This window comes from Nocardioides sp. LHD-245 (genome assembly GCF_030929495.1).
Lineage (GTDB): Bacteria > Actinomycetota > Actinomycetes > Propionibacteriales > Nocardioidaceae > Nocardioides.
The window spans coordinates 123,232-139,314 of the sequence record NZ_JAVFWN010000001.1 but is presented as its reverse complement, the minus strand read 5'-3'; the positions used below and the strand labels follow the sequence as shown (position 1 = coordinate 139,314).

12 protein-coding genes and 2 tRNA genes are annotated in these 16,083 nt (G+C 71.4%); 6 read left to right on the top strand and 8 right to left on the bottom strand.

Features of this window, described 5'->3' with window-relative positions; genetic code table 11:
* Positions 1-43 precede the first annotated feature (43 nt).
* On the top strand, positions 44-799 hold the full coding sequence (locus RB608_RS00690; RefSeq protein WP_308085850.1) for a class I SAM-dependent methyltransferase: 756 nt from the start codon (positions 44-46) through the stop codon (positions 797-799).
* 89 nt (positions 800-888) lie between these two features.
* Here the strand turns inward: RB608_RS00690 and tig are convergent, their stop codons facing one another.
* The 8 genes from tig to lpdA form a co-directional block, all read right to left on the bottom strand.
* Positions 889-2,265: a trigger factor gene (tig, locus tag RB608_RS00685; protein WP_308085849.1), complete on the bottom strand. Its 1,377-nt coding sequence runs from the start codon at positions 2,263-2,265 to the stop codon at positions 889-891.
* 78 nt (positions 2,266-2,343) lie between these two features.
* Positions 2,344-2,416 (bottom strand) — tRNA-Pro (locus tag RB608_RS00680).
* 39 nt (positions 2,417-2,455) lie between these two features.
* A tRNA-Gly gene (locus tag RB608_RS00675) sits at positions 2,456-2,526 on the bottom strand.
* Positions 2,527-2,648: 122 nt separating this feature from the next.
* Positions 2,649-3,743: a PP2C family protein-serine/threonine phosphatase gene (locus RB608_RS00670; protein ID WP_308085848.1), complete on the bottom strand. Its 1,095-nt coding sequence runs from the start codon at positions 3,741-3,743 to the stop codon at positions 2,649-2,651.
* Complete coding sequence (locus tag RB608_RS00665) at positions 3,695-4,561, bottom strand: DNA-formamidopyrimidine glycosylase family protein (RefSeq protein WP_308085847.1); 867 nt, start codon at positions 4,559-4,561, stop codon at positions 3,695-3,697. Before RB608_RS00665 ends, RB608_RS00670 begins: the two co-directional genes overlap by 49 nt.
* Entirely contained in the window at positions 4,554-5,081 is a 528-nt protein-coding gene (locus RB608_RS00660) for a ribose-5-phosphate isomerase (RefSeq protein WP_308085846.1), read from the bottom strand. Before RB608_RS00660 ends, RB608_RS00665 begins: the two co-directional genes overlap by 8 nt.
* Before the next feature lie 214 nt (positions 5,082-5,295).
* Positions 5,296-6,663, bottom strand: coding sequence for an NAD(P)H-quinone dehydrogenase (locus RB608_RS00655; RefSeq protein ID WP_308085845.1), 1,368 nt, complete (start codon positions 6,661-6,663; stop codon positions 5,296-5,298).
* Positions 6,664-6,690: 27 nt separating this feature from the next.
* Complete coding sequence (lpdA, locus tag RB608_RS00650) at positions 6,691-8,091, bottom strand: dihydrolipoyl dehydrogenase (protein WP_308085844.1); 1,401 nt, start codon at positions 8,089-8,091, stop codon at positions 6,691-6,693.
* A 235-nt stretch (positions 8,092-8,326) separates the two neighbouring features.
* Here lpdA and RB608_RS00645 point away from each other — a divergent pair, with 235 nt between their 5' ends.
* The 5 genes from RB608_RS00645 (at position 8,327) to RB608_RS00625 (ending at position 16,074) form a co-directional block, all read left to right on the top strand.
* Positions 8,327-10,096, top strand: coding sequence for an NAD(P)/FAD-dependent oxidoreductase (locus RB608_RS00645; RefSeq protein ID WP_308085843.1), 1,770 nt, complete (start codon positions 8,327-8,329; stop codon positions 10,094-10,096).
* A gap of 99 nt (positions 10,097-10,195) precedes the next feature.
* Complete coding sequence (locus RB608_RS00640; protein ID WP_308085842.1) at positions 10,196-11,347, top strand: sugar ABC transporter substrate-binding protein; 1,152 nt, start codon at positions 10,196-10,198, stop codon at positions 11,345-11,347.
* A gap of 85 nt (positions 11,348-11,432) precedes the next feature.
* Positions 11,433-12,212 carry an ATP-binding cassette domain-containing protein gene (locus tag RB608_RS00635; protein ID WP_308085841.1) on the top strand — a complete coding sequence of 260 codons (780 nt, stop codon included), beginning with the start codon at positions 11,433-11,435 and terminating at the stop codon, positions 12,210-12,212.
* Positions 12,209-13,426, top strand: coding sequence for a sugar ABC transporter permease (locus tag RB608_RS00630; protein WP_308085840.1), 1,218 nt, complete (start codon positions 12,209-12,211; stop codon positions 13,424-13,426). The genes RB608_RS00635 and RB608_RS00630 overlap by 4 nt, the downstream gene beginning before the upstream one ends.
* A gap of 44 nt (positions 13,427-13,470) precedes the next feature.
* Positions 13,471-16,074, top strand: a complete 2,604-nt coding sequence (locus RB608_RS00625) for an acetoacetate--CoA ligase (protein ID WP_308085839.1) — start codon at positions 13,471-13,473, stop codon at positions 16,072-16,074.
* Positions 16,075-16,083 lie beyond the last annotated feature (9 nt).

The following is a 16,083-nucleotide window of genomic DNA, read 5'->3' as shown; positions in this document are numbered from 1 at the left end:
GTGCACGGTCGTACACTCAATGCCGGGATGTCAGGATGCACCGGTGCGCGCGTTCGAGGAGCTGGTGGCCGAGGCGGAGCAGGCCGACGTGGACGGCTGGGACTTCGGCTGGCTGGACGGCCGGGCCAGCGAGGAGCGTCCGCCCTGGGGCTATGCGCGCCTGCTCGCCGAGCGGCTCGCGGGCGTCGGGGACGGCGCGGCCCTCGACCTCGACACCGGCGGCGGGGAGGTGGTGGCCGAGGCTCCGGTGCTCCCCGGCCGGACGGTGGTGACGGAGGGCTGGGCGCCGAACGCCGAGCGCGCCCGGCGCCGGCTGGGTCCTCGCGGCGTGGAGGTCGTCGAGGTCGCCTCCGGACAGCCCCTGCCCTTCCCCGACGCGTCCTTCGACCTGGTGACCGCGCGGCACCCCGTGGCGCCGCAGTGGGGCGAGATCGCCCGGGTGCTGCGCCCCGGCGGCCGCTACCTCGCCCAGCATGTCGGGCCGGCGTCCGCGTTCGAGCTGATCGAGTGGTTCCTCGGACCGCTGCCCGTCGAGCGGCGGGCCCGCGATCCCGAGGTCGAGCGGGCCGCGGCGGAGGCGGCCGGCCTCACCGTCGTCGACCTGCGCACGGCCCGCTGCCGGATCGAGCTGGACGACGTCGGCGCGGTGGTGTGGCTGCTGCGCAGATGCGTGTGGTGGGTGCCCGACTTCAGCGTCGAGCGCTACCGGGACCGGCTCCGGGCGCTCGACGAGCGGATGCGCACCGGCACGCCGTTCGTCGCGCACGCGACCCGGCACCTGGTGGACGCCCGACGCTGACCGCACAAAAGCGTCGTACCCGGCATCCGGGTCGCGACTCCGCGGGGAGCACGACCCGAAGGCCGGGTACGACGGTGGAACGGTGCCGATCAGGCCTCGGCGGGGGCTTCGGTCTCCTCGGTCTCCTCGGCGGGCTCGCCGATGGTGCCGTCGGCCTGCAGGTTCTTCAGCTCCAGGACGTTGCCGGCGGCGTCCTTGACGGTCGCCCCCTCGACGAGGAGCTGGAGCGCCTTGCCGCGGCGGATCTCCTGGACCAGCTCGGGCACGTGGTTGTGCTCGAACATGTGGTTGACGAACTCCTGCGGGTCCTGGCCGGACTGCTGGGCGCGACGCATCATGTGCTGGGTCAGCTCGGCCTGGTCGACGCCCATCTCCTCCTTGTCGGCGATCTCGTCGAGGAGGAACTGCGCGGCGACCGCGTCGCGGACCCGGCGCTCGAGGTCGGCCTCGAACTCCTCCTGGGTCTGCGACTCGTCCTCGAGGTACTTCTCCAGCGTCATGCCGGCCATGACCAGCTGCTGCTCGAGGTTGCCGCGCCGGGCGTTCAGCTCCTCGGTGACCATCGACTCGGGCAGCGGGATCTCGACCTTCTCCAGCAGTGCCTCGAGGACCGCGTCGCGGGCGGCGGCGGCCTGCTCGAGCCGCTTGCCGCGGGTGAGCCGCTCGCGGACGTCGTCGCGCAGCTCGTCGAGGGTGTCGAACTCCGACGCCTCCTGGGCGAACTCGTCGTCGAGCTCGGGGAGCTCCTGCTCCTGGACCTGGGTGACCTTGACGGCCACCTCGACGTCCTGGCCGACCAGATCGCCGGAGACGAGCTGGGTGGTGAAGGTCTTCTCCTCGTCGACCGACATGCCCGTCAGGGCCTCGTCGAGTCCGTCGATCATGCCGCCGTTGCCGACCTTGTAGGAGAAGCCGGAGATCTCGGCACCGTCGACGACCTCGCCGTCGTTGGTGGCGATCAGGTCGATGACGACGAAGTCGCCGTCCTGGGCGGCGCGCTCGACGTCGATGAGGGTGCCGAAGCGCTCACGGAGCGCGTCGACCTGCTCGGCGACGTCGTCGTCGCCGACCGCGAGGTCCTCGACGCTGGCCTCGAGGCCGTCGTACGCCGGGAGGTCGATCTCGGGCTTGACGTCGACCTCGGCGGTGAACTCGAGTGCGTCGTTGTCCTCGAACCGGGTCACCTCGATGTCGGGCTGCGCGAGCGGGGTGAGGTTGTTGTCCTGCAGCGCCTCGACGTAGGCCTTCGGGAGCACCTCGTTGACGGCCTCGTCGAGGACCACGCCGCGGCCCACCTGACGGTCGATGACCTGCGGCGGGACCTTGCCGCGGCGGAAGCCGGGGACGTTGATCTGCTTCGCGATCTTCTGGTACGCCGCGTCGAGGCTCGGCTTGAGCTCCTCGAAGGGCACCTCGACGGTCAGCTTGGCCCGGGTCGGGCTCAAGGTCTCGACGGCGCTCTTCACAGGTGTTCTCCTACTGTCAGTGGGTGGTGCGCGGGCTGTGGGTGCCCGCCTCGATCGGGGTTGATCGGGGTTGATCTGTCGGGGCGACAGGACTCGAACCTGCGGTCTCCTGCTCCCAAAGCAGGCGCGCTAGCCACTACGCTACGCCCCGCGGAACGGCCCGCCGATCCAGCTGCCGGGCCGCACTTCGAGGGGATGACGGGAATCGAACCCGCGTAATCAGTTTGGAAGACTGAGGCTCTACCATTGAGCTACATCCCCGGACGGCCGGCCGCGCTCGAGCACGGCCGATGACCACGCGCAATCGTGCCACACGGGCGGGTGCCCGCCCCAACCGAGGTCGCCACCCGGACCGCGGGCGCCGCCCAGGGCCGGGCGTCACGCTAGGGCCGGCAGTGGACGACCAGCAGGGCACGGTCGTCGTCGGGCGAGCCGACCGCACCGACCAGGCGCCGGGCCAGGCCGTCCCAGGAGCCCCGCAGCAGCGACTCCGCCTCCCCCATCATGTGGTCGATGCCGAGGTCGATGTCGCGCCGTGGCTCCTCGACCATGCCGTCGGTGTAGAGCAGCAGGCTGTCGCCCGGCGCCAGACGCCCCCGGTGACAGGCGAACTCGGCGTTCTCGACGACGCCGAGGACCGGGCCCTCGGGGCGCAGGGGCTTCCAGCGCCCCGAGCCCGCCTCGCGCTGGAGGGCGGGTGGATGGCCGGCCGAGCGGAGCTCGAAGGCACCCGTCGTCAGGTCGACCGAGACGTGGACGGCGGTCGCGAAGCCCTCCTCCCAGGAACGCTGGAGGAGGTAGTCGTTGGCGGCCGGCAGGAAGCGGTCGGGCGGCAGCGCCGCGAGCAGGCCGCCCATCGCGCCGGAGAGCTGGAGCGCGCGGGTGCCGGCGGCCTCGCCCTTGCCGGAGACGTCGACGACGACGAGCTCGATCCGTCGGCCACGGTCGGTGGCGGTGGCGACCACGAAGTCGCCCGCGAACGGCGAGCCGCCCGCCGAGGACAGCGCCGACTGCACCAGCCAGGAGGCCGGCAGCTCGGGGATCTCCCCCTGCGCGAGGATCCGGTCGCGCAGGTCGACCAGCATCGACTGGCCGCGCAGCGGGCCGACGCCGACCGCGCCACGGCGCAACGACAACGCGATCACCAGGAACGAGATCAGGTACATCACGCTCAGCGCGACGGCGATGCGCGCCGTGATCTGCTGCTCGAGCACGGCGGCGCAGGTGAGCGCCACCACGATGAATCCCCCGAACCACGGCAGGATCCGGTTGCTGAGGAAGAGGACTCCGAGCACCAACGGCACGAACACCAGGTTGACCGGCACGTCCTCGGGGAACATCGCGATGGCCACGACCATCGCGACCGCCAGCACGCCGAGCGCGCAGGCGATGCCGAGGTCGGACAGGGCCCACCGCCGCCTGCCGCCGATCATGGGCGGCCGGCCCGGGACCGGAACGCCGGCTGGCAGCGCGCGCACCAGAACAGGTTGCGACCGCCGAGGATCTCGGTGCGGACCGGGCTCGCGCAGACGTGGCAGGCCTGGCCGGTGCGGCGATAGACGTAGACCTCGCCGCCGTGGTCGTCGACGCGCGGCGCGCGCCCCATCGCCTCCGGGGTGTGCTCGGGCCGGACGGTGTCGATCCGCCCGGTCCGCACGCCCTCCCCCATCAGCACGACCAGATCGTCCCAGATCGCACGCCACTGTGTGCTGCGAAGCGTGCGACCGGGGCGCAGCGGGTGGATGCGGTGCCGGAACAGCACCTCCGCGCGGTAGACGTTGCCGACCCCGGCGAGGACGGTCTGGTCCATGAGCAGGGTCCCGATCGGGGCGGTGCTCCTGCTGATCCGCGCCCAGGCCCGGTCGGGGTCGCCGTCGGCCCGCAGCGGGTCGGGCCCGGAGCGGGCGACGACCGCGTCACGCTGCGCGGCGGTCTCCAGTGCGCACGTGGTCGCGCCGCGCAGGTCGCCGTACGCCGCGGGGCGGGTCGGGGTCGCCGGGCGGACCAGGCGCAGCCGCACCTGTCCCACCGGCACCGGGACGTCGTCACCCGGCCCCAGGTCGTCGTGGACCGCGAACGTGCCGTAGAGACCGAGGTGGACGTGCACGAACCGCTCGCCCTCGAAGCGGACGAACAGCTGCTTGCCCCAGGCTTCGGCGTCGACGAGCAGGCCGCCGTCGAGCTGGGCCGCCGACTCGGCGAAGCGGCCCTGGGGACTGCCGACGTGCACGCGGCTCCCCCCGAAGACCGCGGTCAGCTCGCCGGCGAGGCGATGGAGGGTGTGTCCCTCAGGCATCAGGCCCGGCGGCGCCCGGGCCGCCTCGCCCCTGGGCCGAGGCGGGCAGGGGCGGCAGCTCGCCGCTGGTCTCGTACGACGACAGCTGGCCGATGCGCCGGACGTGGCGCTCGTCGCCGGGGAACGGGGTGGTCAAGAAGACCTCCACCAACCGCGTCATCTCGTCGAGGGTGTGCATCCGGCCGCCCACCGCGACGACCCAGGCGTCGTTGTGCTCACGGGCCAGCGCGGCGGTGTCCTCCGACCACGCGAGGGCGGCTCGAACGCCCTGCACCTTGTTGGCCGCGATCTGCTCGCCGTTGCCGGATCCGCCGATCACGACACCGAGGCTGTCGAGCCCCGCCCGGCGGTCGGCACGCACCCCCTCGGCCGCGCGCAGGCAGAAGACCGGGTAGTCGTCGAGCGCGTCGTAGACGAAGGGGCCGTGGTCGACCGGCTCGTAGCCGTGCTCGGTCAGCCAGCCGGTGAGGTGGGACTTGAGCTCCAGGCCGGCATGGTCGCAGCCGAGGTGAACACGCATGCGCAGATTCTCTCAGGGGGAGCTGTCGGGCAGGTGGGCGGGCTGCTGCGCCCTCAGCCTGGATCCGTGGATGGGCGCCGTAGCGAGCGGCACCGCAGGGGTGTGATCGCAAGGCGCGGGCGCGAGGGCAGTCTGGTTGACTGTTGAGCGTCCGCAACGCCGCGAGCGCGCCGCCGTGGGGCCGCGTAGTAGGTGGCCATCCACGGATCCAGGCTCAGGCCCGATGCAGACGACGGGCGGCCTCGGCGACGGAGCCGCTGATCGACGGGTAGACGGTGAAGGTCTGGGCGAGCTGGTCGGCGGTGAGCCGCTCGGTCACCGCGAGCGCGACCGGGTGGATCAGCTCGGACGCGCAGGGGCCCACGACGACGCCGCCGAGCAGGCTCCGGGAGCCGGGCGCGACGAAGAGCTTCACGAAGCCGTCGACGATGCCCTGCATCTTGGCGCGCGCGTTGGTGGCCAGCGGCTGCATGACCACCTCGGCGAGGACCTCGCCGGCGTCGACCTGCTGCTGGGTCACTCCGACGGTGGCGATCTCGGGCGACGTGAACACATTGGAGGCGACCACGCCCAGGTCGAGCGGCTGGACGGCGTCGCCGAGGATGTGCGCCATCGCGATCCGGCCCTGCATGGCCGCGACGGAGGCGAGCATGAGCACGCCGGTGCAGTCGCCGGCGGCGTACACGCCGGGCACGGAGGTCCGCGAGACCCGGTCGACCGTGACGAAGCCGCCGTCGCCGAGCGCGACGCCGGCCGACTCCAGGCCGATGCCCCCGGTGTTGGGGACCGAGCCCAGCGCGAGGATGCAGTGGGAGCCGGTGACCTCGCGGCCGTCGGCCAGCGTGACCGTCACGACGTCGCCCGCGCGGGAGACCGACTGCATCCGCGAGCGCGAGAGCACGGTCATGCCGCGGCGGGTGAGCACGTCCTCCAGCACCTGCGCGGCGTCCTGGTCCTCACCGGGCAGCACCCGGTCGCGCGAGGACACCAGCGTCACCGGGATGCCGAGCGACTGGTAGGCGCTCGCGAACTCGGCGCCCGTGACGCCGGAGCCGACGACGATCACGTGCTCGGGCAGCTGGTCGAGGTCGTAGACCTGCTCCCAGGTGAGGATCCGCTCGCCGTCGGGCTGCGCGGTCGGGAGCACCCGCGGGCCGGCGCCGGTGGCGACGAGCACCGCGTCGGCGTCGTACGTCGCCTCGGTGCCGTCGGCGAGGGTGGCCACGACCCGGGCTGGGCCGTCGAGGCGGCCGCGGCCCCGGACGACGGTCACGCCCTCCCGGGCGAGCCGGCTCCCGATGTCGGCGGACTGCGCGATCGCCAGCGCCTTGACCCGCGCGTTGACCCGGGCGAGGTCGACCCGCGGTCGCGCGACGTCGATGCCGAGCTCGCCGGCCTCGCTGAGGTCGGTCATCACCTCGGCCGTCGCGATCAGGGTCTTGCTGGGCACACAGTCGGTCAGCACCGCCGATCCCCCGACGCCGTCGGAGTCGACGACCACGACCTCCGCCCCGAGCTGGGCGGCCACCAGGGCCGACTCGTAGCCACCGGGTCCCCCACCGACGATCACGACCCGGGTCATCGCGCTCCCCCTCGTCCGTCCGCAGGCTCAGAGGTTGATCATGTGGCCGGCGATCCCGTGGATCGCCTCCTTGACGGCCTCGGACAGCGTCGGGTGGGCGAACACGTTGCGACCCACCTCGTCGGCGGTGAGGTCCCACTTCTGCGCCAGGGTGAGCGCCGGGAGGAGCTCGGTGACGTCGGGGCCGATCATGTGGGCGCCGAGGATCTCGTTGAACTCCGCGTCGGCGACGATCTTGACGAAGCCGACCGCCTCACCCAGGCCCATCGCCTTGCCGTTGGCGGTGAACGGGAACGACGCGGTCTTGACGTCGTACCCCTTCTCCTTGGCCTGCGCCTCGCTGTAGCCGAAGGAGCCGATCTGCGGCTGGCAGTACGTCGCGCGCGGGATGAAGTCGTACTCGACCGGCATGGTCTCGGCGCCGGACATGTGCTCGGCCGCGACGATGCCCATCGCCTCGGCGACGTGGGCGAGCATCATCTTGCCGGTGACGTCGCCGATGGCGTAGACACCCTCGACGTTGGTGCGGCAGTACTCGTCGACCTGGATGGCGCCGCGGTCGGTGAGCGCGACGCCGGCCACGTCGAGTCCGTAGCCCTCGACCCGCGGCGCGAAGCCGAAGGCGGCGAGGAACTTGTCGGCCTCGAGCACCTGCTCGTCGCCGCCGGCGGCGGGGGCGACGCGGACCTTGACACCCGAGCCGGTGTCCTCGACGCCCTTGACGGCGGTGGAGGTCAGGACCTTGACGCCGAGCTTCTTGTAGTGCTTGGCGAGCTCCTTGGACACGTCGGCGTCCTCGGTCGGGACCATCCGGTCGAGGAACTCCACGATCGTGACGTCGACGCCGAAGTTCTTCATGACGTAGGCGAACTCGACGCCGATCGCGCCCGAGCCGCCGATGATCATCGAGGACGGGACGTTCTCGTCGAGGATCTGCTCCTCGTACGACACGATGTTCTTGCCGTTGACCTCGACGCCCGGGACGGTGCGGACCGTCGCGCCGGTGGCCAGGATCAGGTTGTCGCACGTGTAGTCGGCGGTGGAGCCGTCGTTGAGCGCGACGGAGACCGACTTGGGGCCGGTCAGGGTGCCCCAGCCGTCGATCTCGGTGATCTTGTTCTTCTTCATCAGGAAGTGGACGCCCTTGACGATGCCGGCGCTCACCTGGCGGGAGCGCGCGTGCGTCGGGCCGAAGGACATCGTCGCGTCGCCCTCGATGCCGAACTTGGCCTTCTCGTGGGTCAGCGTGTGGGCCAGCTCGGCGTTCTTGAGCAGCGCCTTGGACGGGATGCAGCCGACGTTGAGGCAGACGCCGCCCCAGTACTTCTTCTCGATCACGGCAACGGACTTGCCGAGCTGGGCGGCGCGGATCGCGGCGACGTACCCACCGGGGCCGGCACCGAGGACGAGGACATCGAAGTGGGTCACGGTGCCAGCGTAGTAGGGCCTCTCCCGGGGCCGACATCACGCTCGGCACAGCGTGCGGCTACCCGCGAGTACGGCGCCGGCCGGGCCCGTCGCAGCCGGGGCCGGCGCGGCCCGGCGGCACCGATCCGGAGGAAAACCCTTCCCCTGACCGTGTGACGTGTGCAACACTCCGGTCCGACCGAGCGATCGCTCGGTCGGACGACCTGGGCCACGCTGCCCGCAAGGAGGGACTCACGTGAGGGTGGACACCGACTCGTCTCCTGACGAGGTGAAGGCGGCCTTCGCGGCCTGGCTCGCCGACTTCGCGGACGCGATGGCGGCGGCGGACACCGCCGCGACCACGAACCTGCTGGACAGGGACTGCTGGTGGCGCGACCTCCTCGCGCTCACCTGGGACCTCGGCACCTACCACGGCCCGGACCGGATCGCCGGGCTCCTCGACGAGCACCTGCAGCAGGCGAAGGTGTCCGACGTCCGGATCGTCGCCGAGTTCGGTCCGCGCTTCGTGGCCGAGGAGGGGGGCGACGGCACGATCGAGGGCTTCTTCACCTTCGAGACGCCCGGTGCCTGGTGCCGGGGCGTGGCCCGCATCCGGCACGGCGAGGACGGCTGGCGCGCCTGGACGGTCATGACCGGGGTGGAGGACCTCAAGGGCCACGAGCGGGCCCTCGGCAGCCGCCGGCCCACCGGCCCGAGGCACGAGGCCGGCGCCACGACGCAGCGCAACTGGAAGGACAAGCGCGAGCACGCGCGGGCCTACACCGACCGCGAGCCGGACGTCGTCATCCTCGGCGCCGGCCAGGGCGGCCTCGCGCTCGCGGCGAACCTGCGCCTGATGGGCGTCGACGCGCTCGTCCTCGAGAAGAGCGAGCGGGTCGGCGACGGCTGGCGCCGGCGGTACCACTCGCTGGTGCTGCACGACCCGGTCTGGGCCGACCACCTGCCCTATCTGCCGTTCCCGCAGTCCTGGCCGATCTACTCCCCCAAGGACAAGATCGCCGACTGGTTCGAGTTCTACGCCCAGGCGATGGAGCTCGACGTCTGGTGCTCGGCCGAGATGACCGACGCCGGGTACGACGAGCAGGCCGGCGCGTGGGCGCTCACGGTGCGGACCCAGGACGGCGAGCGGACGCTGCGCCCGCGTCACGTCGTCCTCGCGACGGGCGCCGCCGGTGAGCCGCACGTCCCCGACTTCCCCGGCCGCGACGGCTTCGAGGGGACGGTGTACCACTCCAGCAAGCACGGTGCCGGCGGCAGCTGGGCCGGCAAGAGGGCCGTCGTCGTCGGCGCCTGCAACAGCGGTCACGACATCGCCCAGGACCTGTACGAAGCGGGTGCCGAGGTCACGCTGGTGCAGCGCTCCTCGACGCACATCATCAGCCAGGAGCACGGCATCCCCGCGATCTTCGGGGCCAACTTCACCGAGTCGGGTCCGCCGACCGAGTACTCCGACCTGCTCGCGAGCGCCTACCCCTGGCCGCTCGTGCTCGAGGACGCCAAGGAGGGCGTGAAGCGCACCGCCGAGAAGGACGCCGCGCTGCTGTCCGCGCTCGAGGCGGTGGGCTTCCGACTCAACGACGGGCCTGACGGCACCGGGCTGATGGGCTTCGCACTCGCCAAGGGCGGCGGCTACTACATCGACGTCGGTGCGTCCGGCCTGATCGCCGACGGCCGGATCGGGCTCGCGCAGGGCTCGGGCCTCGCCGAGTTCACCCCGACGGGCATCCGGCTCGAGGACGGTCGCGAGCTGGACGCCGATCTGGTCGTCCTGGCGACCGGCTACTCGAACATGCGCGAGACCGCGCGCCGGCTGTTCGGCGACGCCGTGGCCGACCGGCTCCCCCTGGTCCTCGGCATCGGCGAGGACGGCGAGATCGGCGGGCTGTACCGCCGTACCGGCCAGCCGGGCTTCTGGTTCATGGGCGGCCCCCTGGCCTGGGTGCGGGTCTACTCCAAGCACCTCGCCCTCCAGATCACCGCCGACCTGCACGACATGCGCTCCTGACCTCTCGGTCCGGCGCATCCCAGGAGTCGACTCGGGGGCTCTGGGCGACAGCGACATCCCTGCCACCCGGCCGGGTCCGTCCCCTCGAAGGAGAAGAAGATGCAAGGCAGAAGAAAGGTCCGGGCCAAGGTCGGCCTCGTCGCGATCGTGGCCGGGCTCAGCCTGGTGACGGCCGCGTGCGGCGGCGACGACGGCGGCTCGTCCGGTGACGGCGCGTCCTCGGGCAAGAAGCTCGTCTACTTCATGGCGCCGAACACCACCCCGACCCGCTACATCCAGCAGGACGGCCCGGACTTCGAGAAGGCCATGAAGGCGCTCGATCCCGACGTCGAGGTGAAGTTCGTCAACGGCGGGGGCGACTCGGCCACCCAGCTGTCGCAGGCGAACTCGGCGATCTCGGCCGGAGCCAAGGCGCTCGTCGTGGTGGCGGCAGACCCCAACACGAGCGCCGGCCTGCTCCAGGCCGCCGCGGCGGCCAAGGTCCCCGTGATCGGCTACGAGAACCCGCCACTGAACGGGCCGATGTACGCCCAGGTGATCTTCGACCCCTACAAGGTCGGCATCCAGCAGGCCGAGTACTTCAAGAGCCGGGTCGAGGCCGGCGCGTTCGGCAGCGGCCCCGTCGACCTCGCCCGCCAGTACGGCAACAAGGGCGACGTCTACACGACCGAGATGCTTCGCGGGCAGGACGAGATCCTCCAGCCGCTCATCGACGACGGCACGCTGAACGTGGTCTGTGAGGACTACGTCAAGGACTGGGCACCCGACAACGCCCAGAAGGCCGCCGAGCAGTGCCTGACCAAGACGCAGAACAGCCTCGACGCCTTCCTCGGCTTCTACGACGGCAACGCTTCCGGGATCATCGCCGCGCTCAAGGGCCAGAAGGTCGAGGTCCCCGTGTACGGCGGTCAGAACCCCGAGCTGACCGGGCTCCAGTACATGCTGACCGGCGACCAGGAGGACACCGTCCTCAAGGCGTTCTCGGTGGAGGCCGAGGCGGCGGCGAAGATCACGCTGGCCGCGATCGGCGGCGAGGACCCGCCGTCGGACCTGGTCCAGGACGAGGTGAACAACGGGACCGACGACATCCCGACGGCCAAGCTGGACACCACGCTGATCCACCTCGAGGACGGCAAGGACCCGGGCGAGATCGTGCAGCAGGCGGTCGACCTCGGCATCTTCACCTGGGAGCAGATCTGCGACGGCGGCCCCGCCGAGAGCACCCCCACCTGCCAGGCGAAGGTCGGCTGACCCGACCGTCCACATCCGGGGTGCGGCCGCTGTTCGTCGGATCGGCGGCCGCACCCCACCCAGCCCCACTCACGGAGGGAATCCCATGCCTGACGCAGGCGAGCTCCTGCTCGAGCTCAGCCAGGTCTCGAAGTACTTCGGCGGAGTGCGCGCGCTCCACGACGTCGACCTCCAGCTCCACCGCGGAGAGGTCGTCGCCCTGGTGGGCGACAACGGAGCCGGCAAGTCCACGCTCATCAAGGTGATCTCGGGGGTGGAGCACCCCGACTCGGGCGTGATCCGGGTGCGCGGCGAGACGGTCCGCCTCGAGACCCCCCGAGCTGCGCAGAACGCGGGGATCCACACAGTCCACCAGGACCTCTCGCTGTGCGACAACCTCGACGCGGTCCGCAATCTCTACCTCGGTCAGGAGATCACCGGTGGCCTCCTGCGCGGGCGCCCCGTGAGCCGCCACCGCATGGAGGTGGAGGCCCGCAAGGTGCTCGACAGCCTGGCCGTCAGGCTCCGCTCGCTCACCACGCCGGTGGGTGGCCTGTCCGGCGGGCAGCGACAGGGCATCGCGATCTGTCGCGCGCTCATCTCGGACCCCAGCCTGGTCCTGCTGGACGAGCCCACCGCCGCCCTGGGCGTCACGCAGCGCGCCGAGGTGCTCGACCTGATCCTCCGCCTGAAGTCCCAGAACCGCGGCGTGCTGGTGATCTCCCACGACCTCAAAGACGTGCAGGAGGTCGCCGATCGCGTCGTCGTCATGCGGCTGGGCTGCAAGGTCGCCGAGTTCGAGCGGGGCGACTACACCTCCAGCGACCTGATCGCCGCCATCACCGGGGCCCACGAGGCCCCTCTCACCGTCGAGGGCATCCGATGAGCATCCAGCAGGTCCCGACCGTCCCGCCGATCGCCCCGGGCGAGCCCGGCACGCCCCTGCTCTCGCGGGTGGTGGAGGGCCTCGGCGGCCGGTACCGCAGCATCCCGGTGCTGCTGGTCCTCGGGCTGATCTGGCTGTACTTCTACTCCCAGAACTCGGCCTTCCTCACCTCGGGGAACATCACCACCCTGACTCTCCAGATCGTGACCACCGCGATCCTGGCGCTGGGCGTCGTCTTCGTGCTCCTGGTCGGCGAGATCGACCTGTCCTCGGCGATGCTCTCCGGCGTCTGCGCCACCGTCACGGCCCAGCTCGCGATCAAGAGCGAGTGGCCGCTGTGGCTGGCCATCCTCGGCGGTGTCGCCGTGGGCGTCGTGTTCGTCCTGGCCGAGGTCCTCGCCGTCATCTTCGGCGTGCCGTCGCTGATCGTCACCCTCGGCGGCATGGTCATCCTGCAGGGCCTGCTGCTGGTCGTGCTGCCTCCGGAGTTCGCTATCAACGTCGCCGGCACCGACTACGCCAGGATCTCCTCGACCTACATCCCGTCCGGCTGGAGCCTGGCCCTCGGGGCGGCGGGCTGGCTGATCTTCTGCGCGACCCGCTATCTCGGCCACCGCGAGCGCGGAGCCGACGCCCCGTCGTCGGCGGCCCTGCTGTCCGTCGGCGTGCCCGCGGTCGTCAGTGGCGTGGTCATCTTCGGTGCGATCGCGATCCTGAGCGAGGGACCGGGCCTCCCGCTGCCGGTGCTGATCCTGGTCGGGATGCTGCTGATCGCGGCGTACTTCACCGGGCGGACCCGCTACGGGACGCACCTCTACGCCGTCGGGGGCAACCGGGAGGCCGCGCAGCGGGCGGGTATCCCCGTCTCCCGCATGGTGGTCTACTCCTTCCTCGTCCTCGGCGTGTGCGCAGCGGTGGCCGGCATGGTCGAGGCCTCCCGGCTGCTCGCCGTCTCCAACTCGTCCGGCGGTGGGCCGCTGATGCTCAACGCGATCGCGGCAGCGGTGGTGGGCGGGGTCAGCCTGTTCGGCGGCCGAGGGACCGTGTGGGCCGCGCTGCTGGGCGCCCTCGTGATCGGGTCGATCAACAACGGCGTCCAGCTCCTGGGCATGTCCACCGAAGTGCAGAGCTTCGCGACCGGCGGGGTCCTTATCCTTGCTGTTGCGATCGACGTCGTGATCACCCGCGGGTCACTGCTGCCGAACCGCCGATGACCAGCGCACGAGCAGATGTGGCAATGGAGAGGGGATGCGCAACCGTGACTGTCGAGGCGGCCTGGCTGCCCACAGACGCCCAGATCGACAGCTCTCGGGTGGTCGACTTCGCTCGCTGGCTCGGCACGGAGGGCATCGTCGACCTGAGCGACCCGCGTGACTTCCGCGAGCTGCAGGCCTGGTCGGCCGTCGAGCCGGCGCTCTTCTGGGAGGCGGTCGCCCGCTACTTCGGGGTCGACTTCGCCACCGAGGCCACCGAGGTGCTCTCCTCCTCCGAGATGCCGGGCGCCCGCTGGTTCCAGGGCGCCACGCTGAACTTCGCGCGGGAGATGCTCAAGCACGGCGCCGCCGAGCGGGAGGCCGTCATCCTGGTCCGCGACGACGGCCACCGCGAGTCGATCACCTTCGGCCAGCTCCGCGACCGGGTCGCCGCAGTCGCCGGGGCGCTGGCCGACCGAGGGATCGGGCAGGGCGACCGGATCGTCGCCTACCTGCCGAACTGCATCGAGGGGGTCGTCGCCTTCCTCGCCTCCGCCACCCTGGGCGCCGTGTGGTCGCAGACCGGGATGGACTACGCGCCGACCGCCGCGATGGACCGGCTCGGCCAGCTGGACCCGACGGTCTTCATCGCCGGCACGGGCTACCTGTTCAAGGGCGAGCAGCAGGACCGCCGCGCGGCCGTGGCGGAGCTGCGGGTGCTGCTGCCCGTCGACGCGCTCGTCGTCTCGGTCGAGACCGGCGGCCTCCCGCGGGACGGCACCACTCCCTGCGACGTCACCTGGGAGCAGCTCCAGCGGTTCAGCAAGCCGATCGCGGCCCCGCTCGACGTCCCGTTCGACCACCCGCTGTGGGTCCTCTTCACCTCCGGCACCACCGGCCGCCCGAAGGGCATCGTGCACGGGCACGGCGGTGCGCTCCTCGAGCAGCTGGTCTCCCCCGGCTTCCACATGGGCGTCGACGAGGCGGACGTCTTCTTCTGGTTCACCACCCCCAACTGGATGATGTGGAACGCCCAGATCTGCGGACTCCTCCACGGAGCGACGATCGTGCTGTTCGACGGCAGCCCGACCCACCCGGACACCGGGCTGATGTGGCGCCTCGTCCAGGACCTCGGGGTCACCGTCTTCGGCACCAGCCCGGGCTACCTCCAGGCCTGCGCGCGCGAAGGGATCGAGCCCGGCCGTGACCTGGACCTGTCGAGGCTCGAGCTGATCGGCGTCACCGGCTCGGTCCTGCCGGCCAGCAGCAACCAATGGGTGCGCGACCACGTGCGCGGCGACCTCCAGGTCGGCTCGATGAGCGGAGGCACCGACATCGTGGGCATCTTCGTCGCCAGCGCCCCGAACCTCCCCGTGTACGACGGCGAGATCAGCGGAACCGCGCTCGGCGTGGCGCTCGAGGTGTGGGACGAGCGGGGCAGCCGGCTGCCCGCGGGTGAGACGGGCGAGATGGTCATCACCCAGCCGATGCCGTCGATGCCGATCGCCTTCTGGGACGACCCCGAGGGCGAGCGCTACCGCGATGCGTACTTCGACGTCTTCCCCGGCGTGTGGCGGCACGGCGACTCGATCACGATCACCGAGCGCGGCACGATCATGATCCACGGCCGCACCGACTCCACGCTCAACCGCAACGGCGTGCGCCTGGGCAGCGCCGAGATCTACGAGGCGCTGGAGTCCCTGCCCGAAGTGCTCGACAGCCTGGTCGTCGGCGTCGAGCTCGCCGAGGGCGACTACTGGATGCCGCTCTTCGTGGTGACCGAGGACGGCAAGGACGACGCCGTACTGCGCACCCGCATCGTGGAGACGATCGCGGGCCGGACGTCGCGCCGCCACGTCCCGGACGAGATCATCGTCGCCCCCGCGCTGCCCCGCACCCGCACCGGCAAGCGTCTGGAGGTGCCGGTCAAGCGGATGCTCCAGGGCACCTCCCCGCGCCGGGTCACGAGCACGGGAGCCGTCGACGACGTCGACGCCCTCCAGTGGCTCATCGACTTCGCCCGCAAGCGCAACGGCGCCTCCGCGACCGCCACGACGGTGCTGCCGACCGACACCTACGAGGACTGGCGCATCTACCACGAGCAGGACCTGCCGCGCGTCCTCGCCGCGGCGCTCGAGGTGTTCGCCGAGAAGGGCTACCACGGTACGACGACGCGTCAGCTCGCCGACCGCTCCGGCCTGTCGGTGCCGGGCATCTATCACCACTACAAGGCGAAGCAGGACATCCTCTTCGACCTGATGATGGTCATCGTCGACGAGCTGGTCGAGCGCAGCCGCTTCGCGGTGGCGCAGGCCGACGACGACCCGCGCGCGCAGTTCGACGCGCTGGTGTCGAGCATGCTGCTGTTCCACGTCTACCGCCGCAAGGGCGCGATCGTGTCGACCAGCGAGCTGCGGAGCCTCGAGTCCGGCAACCGCCGCAAGTACCTCGACCGGCGCGACGAGCTGCAGGCCCTGCTCGACCAGATCATCGAACGCGGCGTCGGCGCCGGCGTCTTCCACACGCCCTATCCCGGCGACGCGGGGCGCGCGATCGCCTCGATGTGCGCCGGCGTGGCGACCTGGTATCGCCCGGACGCGCCGTTGAGCTTCGACCCGCTGCTCGACCGCTACCTCTCGATCGCCGAGGCGATCGTCGGGCTCCGCTGACCCCGGAGC

What these genes read in the sequence shown, in the direction of transcription:
- RB608_RS00665 (WP_308085847.1), bottom strand. Translation starts at nt 4,561, where the DNA reads ATGCCTGAGGGACACACCCTCCATCGCCTCGCCGGCGAGCTGACCGCG.
- RB608_RS00660 (WP_308085846.1), bottom strand. Translation starts at nt 5,081, where the DNA reads ATGCGTGTTCACCTCGGCTGCGACCATGCCGGCCTGGAGCTCAAGTCC.
- RB608_RS00655 (WP_308085845.1), bottom strand. Translation starts at nt 6,663, where the DNA reads ATGACCCGGGTCGTGATCGTCGGTGGGGGACCCGGTGGCTACGAGTCG.
- RB608_RS00640 (WP_308085842.1), top strand. Translation starts at nt 10,196, where the DNA reads ATGCAAGGCAGAAGAAAGGTCCGGGCCAAGGTCGGCCTCGTCGCGATC.
- RB608_RS00635 (WP_308085841.1), top strand. Translation starts at nt 11,433, where the DNA reads ATGCCTGACGCAGGCGAGCTCCTGCTCGAGCTCAGCCAGGTCTCGAAG.
- RB608_RS00630 (WP_308085840.1), top strand. Translation starts at nt 12,209, where the DNA reads ATGAGCATCCAGCAGGTCCCGACCGTCCCGCCGATCGCCCCGGGCGAG.